The organism is candidate division WOR-3 bacterium (assembly GCA_039801245.1).
GTDB lineage: Bacteria > Hydrothermota > Tepidihabitantia > Tepidihabitantales > Tepidihabitantaceae > JAOABP01.
The window spans coordinates 1-9484 of the sequence record JBDRUF010000064.1; the positions used below are offsets into that span (position 1 = coordinate 1).

Here is a 9484-nt window from a genome sequence, read left to right on the forward strand (position 1 = left end):
ATCCAATCAGCGCCCTTGCCAGACCATAAAGCGCCGCCCTATCTTTCGGGCGGTGTCTCAGGACCTTTTGGTAGGCATTGAGCGCCTTTTTAAAATCCCTCTGTTCTATCCGGGCGATTTCGGCAAGTTCAAGGACACCGGCAGGGGTTGTGTCGCGCTCCAAGAACCTCAAAGCCTCCTCAACTCTACCCATCAGCCGCAAGACCCGCGCACAATCTGCCCAGGCATTTTGCTTTGAGTATACCGTTAGTGCCGCATTGAGAGCTCCGTTCCGCTCGCAATCCTGGGCAAAAAGGTAAAGCTCCTGTTCGCTTAAGACCGTCTGCACAACCCTCACCGCTGCCATCTCCTCACCAGCGCCCAGATAGACCGCTGCCTGCGCCCTTGCCCGTAACTTTGGGTCTTTAATCTTTCCTAATTCTTTAATAACCCGCGGATAATTAGCCTGGCGCCCGTAACCCGAAAGCCGCTCAAGCAGCCGCTGCAGATGCCTTTCATCTTTATTGACAATCTCGCTGATTACTCCTGCCGCCTCTGGCAGGCGACCTGTCTCTTCGTATAGACCTATCAGGAAATCGGCATAATCCATCCTGAAACCGCTGGTTTTCAACGCCCCTTCAAGATACTGAGCCGCAACATTGGGCTCGCCACCTTCGGTTAAAACCTGAGCAATCTCCAAAACTCGCTCAGGCGAACTTTGCAGCAACGCCTGGGCGCGGGTAAGCCCCTCCTGCCGGCGCCTGGTTTTCAAAAGCGCCTCAACAATCCCCAGACCCAGTTCAAAACTTCTCTCTCCCTTCCCCTCCAGCTGGCGCAGAACGGTTAAGAGCGAATCGTAGCGCTCCAAATGCCGGCACACCCTGATAAAGTCCAAAAGCGCCTGCCGGTCCTTGGGGCTGTTTTCCAAAACCGAGCGGTAAACCGCAAACGCCTCTTCAAACTGACCCGCCTGCTCCAAAATCTGGCCGCGATAAGCCTCCTGTGCCCCCAACGCCAGGTGCAAAAGGCAAAATGCAAAGGTCAAAATTTTGCGCATCTATCGCTCCAGGAGTCTCTCAAAATATGCTCGAATCAGCCGCTCATACTCCAAGGGATAACCCTGTTTCAGCGCCCGCAATAGCTCCTCCCGCAAACGCCGGTTCCTCTCACCCAAATCCTCAGGCAGACCCGAAGGCGCCTCTAACTGATACTCCTTTGCGGTTTCGCTCTCCCGCTGTTCCTTGAACCCCTCTTGGCGCAAACTCCGCTGGGCATCAAGCAGTTTATGAACTATTCCCTCCTGGCGCTCAATCAGTTTGCGGTCAATCTGCAGTTCGGAAAGCGCCCTTTCCACCCCTTTCATCTCCTCAAGGAGTTGCTCAAGGCTGCCGGTAAGTCCGGGGCGTTCTCCACCCATAGACTGCAAAAGCTCCTCCAGCTGCCGGCGTAGCGCCTGCTGCTGGGCAAGGAGTTTCATCAACTGTTCCATCTGCCCAGCACCCAAACCTCCCATCGGAATCGGGATTGGCAGACCAGCGGTGCCGGCATTAATCGCCAGCTGTTCTGATGTCATCTGGGAAAGTTGCTCTAAGAGGTTTTGCAGCCCACCAGCAAGACCACCACCCTGTTGCATCTTGTCCGCCGCAGCCAAAAGCATCTCCACCGCCCGGTTCAGACTTTGCCGTGCCGCCTGCATCTGCGCACCCATATTTGCCCCGCGCCTTTCTGCACCCAATGACGCCGCCTCTTTCATAGACTTGAGCGCACGGGCAAGTTCCTGCCCTAATGTTGGCGGTATTGCCATTGTCTGCGCACCCAGACTCAAAAGGCTCTCAGCGCTTATCCTTGTTGCCTCCAAAAGCGCCATCTGCTCATTGGCAATTGCCTGAGGAGCCGCACCCTGCCGCAGTTTCTCCTCCAGCCTTTCCTCCTCTTGGGAGATGGTCAACAGTTCATCACCACCTGCCATCATCCGCCTCAACACCTCAGCTGAACGGCTTTTCTTTAACCCCTCACTCAAATTTTTGAGCCTTTCCTCCATTTCCTTAAAGGACTGTGCCAGTTGCTCACTCCTTTCCTTTGCCAGCTTTTTGTCCCCGGTTGCCAGCTCCTGTTTCATTTTTGCCGCCATCGCCTTGATATCCCTTGCCTTCAGCTGCTCGCCGATTGCCTCTAAGGACTCGGCGATTGCCTCTTCAGAAACCTCATCTGCCAGTTCCTTCATTCCCTTTTCCAAACTGTCAAGTCCTGAATTTATCGCCTCCTGCTGCCTTAAAAGCTCCTCGCCAGTTTCCTTTGCCAGCATCTCGGTTATTTTTGTCTGCTCCCGCTTGAGCTCCTCTGCCTGTTTTGCCAGCGCCTCCAGCTTTACCTCCTCCATAATCCGCTTTAAAAGTTCCAGCGCCCGCTCAATCCCTGCCTGCAGTTTCTCCTGCTCAACCTGAACCCGTTCAAGCGCCTGGCGCAAATCACTGCCGCGCTCACCAAGTTTCCTTGCCAGCTCCTTGAGCGCCTCCTGCAACTCCTTGGGCAATAAACGGGATAGGAGTTCCTGCAACTGCCCCAAACGCTCAAGCGTCTCCTTATCCCAGGACATCCCTTCAAGAATCTCCTGTGCCGCCTTTGCCACATCCTCCTTCAAATCCTCAATCTTTTCCAATAAAGCCGCCTGCTCGTGAACCACATCCTCAAGTCGCCGCCGTTCCTCCCAGGAAAGTTCGCGGTTTTTCTTCAACTCCTCTGCCACCCGCGCAAGCTCCTCGCCAATCCTTGCCTGTTCTCCCTGCAAAGGTTCAAGTTCACTCTGGGTGGTGCCGGTCCTTTCCACCGCCGCCGAATAAATCTCCGGCATCGTGGGAAATCGGACTGAAAAGACCTCGCTCTTGGTGCTCTTGGGACCGGAAATTTGGTCGTTATCACTCACCCGAACAAAATATCTCATCGCCTCGCCCGGGACCAGTCCGGAAGATGAGAGGTCCCAGACATATAATGTGGTGTCCTCAAGTTTGCCATCAAGCCGCCTCAGCCTCACCGCATTAGCGATACTATCTTTACCATAATGGAGCCACAACTCATTTAGCCCGTAATCATCAATGGTGTTTATGCCCAAGAGCACCTTCATACTCATTGGCAGGTCAACATCCCTGCCCGGAATGAAAACCTTGACAAACGGTGGCTCATCAAGAAGCACCCGGACATCAAAACTCGCAGCGCCTCTGAGGTTGCCATCAGCACCTGCCATTTCCACGGTTCCTACCCCATCCTTCATTACCACAAAACTGCCGGAAAATCGGCGCCAATCCCTTTCATCTATCCGCGCCCAAACAGTCTCTTCACCCAAGATTACCCTCGCCCTTTCAACCGTTGCGCTCGCCTCTGCCTCAAAATCAACCCTTGTCCCCTTTAACACCGCCAGTCCGGTGCCACTTACCCGCACCTCGGGCAAACGGGAATATCCTGGTGGGTGACAGATAAATGAGAGCCGTTTGAGTGTCAGGGGCTCAATCAAACCGACACGAAACCAGTCCGAACCCCTGGACAAAACCCTGAAGCGGAATTTGAACCCCTCATTGACAATGATGTTGAACCGGCAACTGTCCCCGTCCAATCTCAGGTTTTTCTTATGTACCCTAAAAGCCCTTGACCCCTCCTGCATCTCCAGCCGCACCCACTTGAAAATCCCCTCAGGTTTTATCCGACAACCCAACTCAACCTCAGAACCGGGTAGAACCGCAGTATCCTGAGGAAATGCTGCAATTGCTATTTCCAACCTTTCTGGTGAAAACCCGTTTAACAGCCCCAGTTCTACCCGTTGCTTGTCAATCCCGAAATAGCCTAAAAACAGCCCGATACTTAAAACCGCAAAAAGCCCTGACCACAAGAGCCTTTTTTGGGGCATAATCTTATTCAGGGGTAATGGCTTCAGCGCCTCCTCAACCTGTTTGACCGCCGCATCCCGCAAACTCAAGGAATAGCCCTCAAAGTCGGGCTGATATTCGGTAAGTTCTATTGCGGCGACAAGCCTTCCCTGTAATACCGGGAACACTCGCTCAACCTTATAACCAATCTTCTTTGTTTTTGTCTCCCTGAGCCAGAAAAATCCAGTGGCAAAAACCGGGAGCAGAAAGATCAGCACCACCCAGCCGGATAGGAAAAGGAGCGCCACAACCAAGGTCCCCAATGACAAGAGTCCGACTGTTATCAAGGCGAGCGCAAAGAGGTTGTAGAAAATTAATGTCCGCCTCAGCCGCTGCAGCGCTCTTTTCAAACCCGTTGTTTTTTGCCGGTGATTTGCCATTTATAAATATTAAGCCACTCCCCAAGAAAAAGCAACCCTTGACTTCAAATCACCTGAAGATAACCTTTTAAGTGAAGCCCAGATGAATAAAGAGCCTTCCCTTGCCCGCCAGCTTGTGCTTGAGCGCCAGGTCACCTTTACCGGACTTATCATCAACATCCTCCTCACCGCCGGAAAAATTACTGCCGGTATCCTGGGTGCCTCCAGCGCCATCATCGCGGATGGATTGCACAGCCTCTCTGACCTGGCATCCGACATCGCGGTTTTATGGGGAATCTCTGCTGCCAAACAGCCGCCTGATGAAGACCACCACTACGGTCATTCACGCTATGAGACAATCGTCGCCCTGTTTGTCGGCATCCTCCTTGTGGCTGCTGCTTTGTTTGTTGCCGGTGAGGCAATCCTTACCTTAAGCCAGCGCCACACCGCCTTGCGCAACTGGGTGCCCTTTTATATGGCAATCGCCTCAATCATCTTAAAGGAACTGCTCTACTGGTGGACGCGGGCGGTTGGCAGGCGGTTTCACAACCCGGCAATCATTGCCAACGCCTGGCACCACCGCTCTGACGCCTTCTCCTCAATTGCGGCTGCCTTTGGCATTGGCGGTGCGCTCATCGGTGGTGAACGCTGGTCATTCCTTGACCATTTGACCGCGGTCATCCTTGCCTCATTCCTTGTCTATATCGGCATCCGCATCATCCGTTCATCTCTGCAAAAACTGTCTGACCGCGCGCCCGAACCAAAGGCAATTGACCATCTCCACCAGACCATTTCCCAGATTCCTGGTGTAAAGAGCTTTCATGCCTTCCGGGCACGCCACGCTGGTGCTGGCAACCTGATTGAAATGGATGTCCATATTCAGGTTGACCCGGAGATCTCGGTGCGGGCAGGGCATGAGATTGCCACCAAGGTTGAAGAGGAGATCAGGCGTTCAAATCCGGATGTAAAAACGGTTGTAGTTCATATTGAACCCCATACCGAACCGGAAACCCAATAGGAGAAAATTTTATCGCCTTCCCATTTTATTTTTCCCGATATCCAGAGGGGGAGTGACCCCCGGGGTGGCTGCAGACCCCCTTCGCATCCCCGCTCACAATTTTCGCTAAAATAGCCATTGTTAAAGGGGGCTTACACCCAGATGGGGTGTTCGTATTGACTTTTGGGTCTGATTTTCTAACATTTTTAATCTATGACAGAAAGTAACTTCCTGAGACTGTGCTGGAAACGGCGCTCGGTTCGCCGCTTCAGTGAGCGCCCGGTTGAAAGGGAGAAACTGAACCTCTGCCTTGAGGCGGCAAGGCTGGCACCTTCAGCAGACAACGGTCAGCCCTGGCGGTTTATCGTCTTTGACGACCCAGAAAAGAAACAGGCGCTCGGCAATGCGGTTTTCAAGGGCGTTTTTCTCGCCTCCAAGCACTTTGCGCGCGCACCGGTCTTGGTTGCCCTTTTGATAAAGGAGAACATCCTAATCAACCGGCTGGGTGGCGGTGCTGCGGGCAATCAGTTTCAGTTGATTGATGCGGGGATTGCCGGAGAGCATTTTGTCCTTGCGGCAACTGAACAGGGTCTTGGCACCTGCTGGATTGGCTGGTTTGACTCCCGCGCACTTTTGCGCCACCTCGGTCTGGGGCGGGGCTATCGGGCAGTGGCATTGATTGCGGTTGGCTATCCGGCTGAGGAGCGTGAGCGTGCAACTGTGAAGCGCAAGCCCTTGGAGAAAATCGCCTTCTGGAACTCAGCACCAAAATAGGTCTTTCTCTTCATTGACAAAAGGGCGCAAACGGCTAATTTAATCCTGATAATGGCAAACAAAGGAGCGAAAGGATGAAACAGAAAAGGGTTTTAGTTCTTGAAGGCAGCCCGAGAAAGGGGAACACCGCGCTTGTTACCGACTGGGTCCTTGAGGGTCTGGGCAAAAAGGGGATTGAGGTCAACCGTATCCAGGTGAGCAAGTTGAACATCGCCGGCTGTCAGGAGTGCTTTCACTGCACCAATTACAAAAATCGCGCCGGCTGCCAGCAGGATGATGATATGCTGGAGATATTTGACCTTCTGGTTGACAGCGATTTGACCATCTGGACAAGCCCGATCTTCTGCTGGGGTGTCACCAGCCAGTTGAAGACCGCTGTTGACCGCTGCTTTGCCCTCTTGACCGGTGAAAACCTTTTAAGGGGAGCAAAATGGGCGGTTGTCATCACCGCTGGTGGTGACCATTATGATGGTGCCGATTTGGCAGTGGCGATGTTCCGGCGTCTTGCCGAGTTTGGCAAGGTGAAATACTTGGGTCATTATGTTGTTGCCAACTGCCCTGAGCCGAAGATATTAAAGAAACAGGAGCGCATCGCTGAGGAGGCAAAGAGGTTCGGCAGGGAGCTGCGCCAGCAACTTTTTGATTGATTCTGTGCGGTTTGCCTCCCTTTTCACTGTTATCTTATTCAGTTCGGTTTCAGCCCGGACCGGCGCGGTCAACGGGTTTGTCCGTGATTCTCTCTCTGGTGAGCCGCTTGCCTATGCCAATGTTGAAATCAAAGGCACCGGTCTGGGTGCAACCACCAATGCCAAGGGCTATTTCTATCTTGGCGATGTCCCTGCGGGCAGTTATCAGATTGAGGTCTCATACATCGGCTATGCCACCCACAGCGAGAGGATAACGGTTGCTGAGGGCAGGCTGACCAGCCTCAACATTGAACTCAAGCCCGCACCTTTTGAACTGGGCGAGGTCAAGGTTACTGCGGAAAGGGCGCGCTTTGAAAGGGAGGTGGAGATATCAACAAAAAGGATGGACACCAAACAACTGGTTTTGGTGCCGAAACTTGGCGGTGAGGTTGACATCTTTCGCACCGTGCAACTCCTCCCCGGCGTGATTACCGTTTCTGACTTCTCCAACAAACTTTACATCCGCGGCGGCTCACCTGACCAGAACCTGATTCTCCTTGACGGTATTACCGTTTACAACCCCTCACACCTCTTTGGCATCTTCTCCCCATTTGTGCCCGAGGCGGTGGCTGATGTCACATTGCTTGCCGGCGGCTTTCCTGCCCAGTTCGGCTCCCGGCTCAGTTCGGTTCTTGATGTCACCACCCGCGAGGGCAACTCCAAAAGATACACCGGCGAGGGTTCGGTCTCAATGATTGCTGCCAAAGGGATTTTTGAAGGTCCGATTCCCAAGGGCTCAATCCTCTTTGCCGCAAGAAGGACCTACCTGCCCGATCTCATCTTGACACTCTTTGGTGCTGAGGGTCTGGGCTACTACTTTTACGACCTGATGGGCAAGGCAAACTATTCACTTAATGAAAACCACCGCCTGAGTTTTGCCGGTCTTGGTGCTGAGGATGTCCTCTCCTTCTGGGACCCGGAACAGCCGGACGCATTTAATGTCAGGATGAGCTGGGGCAATCGCGGCCTCTCTGCGCGCCTGAACTCTGTCTTCAACCCGGTCCTTTACGGCGAAATCATTGCCGCCTGGAGCAACTTCTTCTCCGGTTTCCGGGTAAAATTTCAGGAGGGCGAGGATTTCAAAATGAAGGGCGATTTGACCAACAATAACCTGAAAGGTAACTTCACCTATTATCCCCATGACCGGCACACGCTTGGCTTTGGGTTTGACCTGCAGGCAAACCGGATGGGCTTGAGGGTTGACTTTGATACCACCTATTTTGAGGTTGCCGATACCCTCTATCCCCTTGCCGCCTATGTTGAGGACAAATGGGAACTCATCCCGAAGAAGCTCATTTTGCGCCCGGGTCTGCGTCTTGCCTGGTATTCCAAAGGCAAACGAATTGAGCCTGAGCCGCGTCTCGGACTGAAGTTCTTCCTCGGCAAAAACACCGCCTTTAATTCTGCCCTGGGCAGATTCACCCAGCCATTAATAACCTTGAACTCAACCGACCCGGTCTTTTCCATCTATGATGTCTGGGTCCCGGTTCCCAAAAACCGCCCGATTCCCAGCGCCTTTCATTACATCGCCGGAATTGAGCACTGGCTCAAGGAAACCATCCTGGTTCAGGTTGAGGGCTATTACAAGGACTACAACAACCTCCTTGAAACCCGCTATGGTGAGCTCTTTACCCAGCCCGACTCATTGCTTCCTGCTGAAGGCTTCTCCTCCGGTCTGGAACTGTTAATCCGCAAAAACTCAGGCAGAGTAAATGGCTGGCTTGCCTATTCCTATATGTGGACCGAGCGCACAATCAACGGCGAATCCTATCACCCCCATTATGACCGGCGCCATAACATCAACCTTGTCCTGAACTTTCCCGCGCTCCTCCTTGGTGCGGATTTGACCTTTCGCTGGACACTTGGCACCGGTCTGCCCTATTCCGGACTTGCCGGCTATTATCCACGCGTGATTGAAAGACCGGGTGGCAAAGCGGAAATGCAATGGGAGTTTATCTATGGAGCCCGCGACGCCTTCCGCTATCCGGCTTATCACCGGCTTGATGCCGGGCTCTCCAAAACCAGCAAGGTGGGCAAATTTGATGTGAGCATCTTCCTTGATGTCATCAACCTTTACAATGCCCGCAATGTCCTGCTCTACTACTGGGAGTTCAACCCTGATGGATTTCCCCAGCGCCACCAGATTAATATGATTCCCATTCTCCCCACACTTGGAATAAAGGTGAGGTTCTAATGCCGGGCAAACTGTTTCTCCTAATTTTCCTTGCGTTTTTCCTCTTTTCCGCTTGCGAACTAACCCCGGACCAGCCCTTTGCACCGCAACTTGTGGTCCATTCCCTATTGCGCAGTGGTTCCCATCCCGTGCACGCCAGGGTCAACCGCTCCTACAAACTCAATGAAAAATATGACTCCATCTTTCCTCTTGCCCGTCTGAAAATCATCTCGCAATATGGCGAATGGCAGTTTGCCTATGCCGGTGCCGACTCCTATGTTACCCCAGAACCGGTGCCGGTTGCAAGCGGCGACACCTGGTTTCTTGTGGCATCTCACCCGGAGTTTGACACGGTCAGAGGCAAAACCGTTGTTCCCCAACCCTATGAAATCCTCTTTCCCCGCTCAGGTGACACCGTTACCGTCAACGACTCAATGGTCTGGACCAGAAGCCGTGATGCCAAAGGCTACTTTCTCTCCCTCCGCCAGATTGAAGACATCGACACCTTCTATCTGGACGCCATCATACCTAATGACTCCTTTGACATCACCTATGACTCACTCCTTGTCCGTATTCCTAAGATGTTTTTTCTTTACTTT

The 9484-nt window shown here is 53.0% G+C and carries 7 protein-coding genes; 5 read left to right on the forward strand and 2 right to left on the reverse strand.

The annotated features are described in order from the left end of the window. A partial coding sequence (locus ABIK47_07720; protein ID MEO0020500.1) for a tetratricopeptide repeat protein occupies positions 1-1036 on the reverse strand: 1036 nt, incomplete at its 3' end. Next, positions 1037-4276, reverse strand: a complete 3240-nt coding sequence (locus ABIK47_07725; protein MEO0020501.1) for a hypothetical protein — start codon at positions 4274-4276, stop codon at positions 1037-1039. Positions 4277-4358: 82 nt separating this feature from the next. Between ABIK47_07725 and ABIK47_07730 the strand changes: the two genes are divergently transcribed. The 5 genes from ABIK47_07730 to ABIK47_07750 all read left to right on the forward strand — a co-directional run. Then, positions 4359-5273, forward strand: a complete 915-nt coding sequence (locus ABIK47_07730) for a cation diffusion facilitator family transporter (GenBank protein MEO0020502.1) — start codon at positions 4359-4361, stop codon at positions 5271-5273. Positions 5274-5465: 192 nt separating this feature from the next. Further along, complete coding sequence (locus ABIK47_07735; protein ID MEO0020503.1) at positions 5466-6026, forward strand: nitroreductase family protein; 561 nt, start codon at positions 5466-5468, stop codon at positions 6024-6026. Positions 6027-6100: 74 nt separating this feature from the next. Continuing rightward, positions 6101-6673: a flavodoxin family protein gene (locus ABIK47_07740; GenBank protein MEO0020504.1), complete on the forward strand. Its 573-nt coding sequence runs from the start codon at positions 6101-6103 to the stop codon at positions 6671-6673. 4 nt (positions 6674-6677) lie between these two features. Further along, complete coding sequence (locus ABIK47_07745; GenBank protein ID MEO0020505.1) at positions 6678-8906, forward strand: TonB-dependent receptor; 2229 nt, start codon at positions 6678-6680, stop codon at positions 8904-8906. Beyond that, positions 8906-9484 (forward strand): DUF4249 family protein (locus tag ABIK47_07750; protein MEO0020506.1); only part of this gene is annotated, 579 nt, incomplete at its 3' end. The genes ABIK47_07745 and ABIK47_07750, both read left to right, overlap by 1 nt.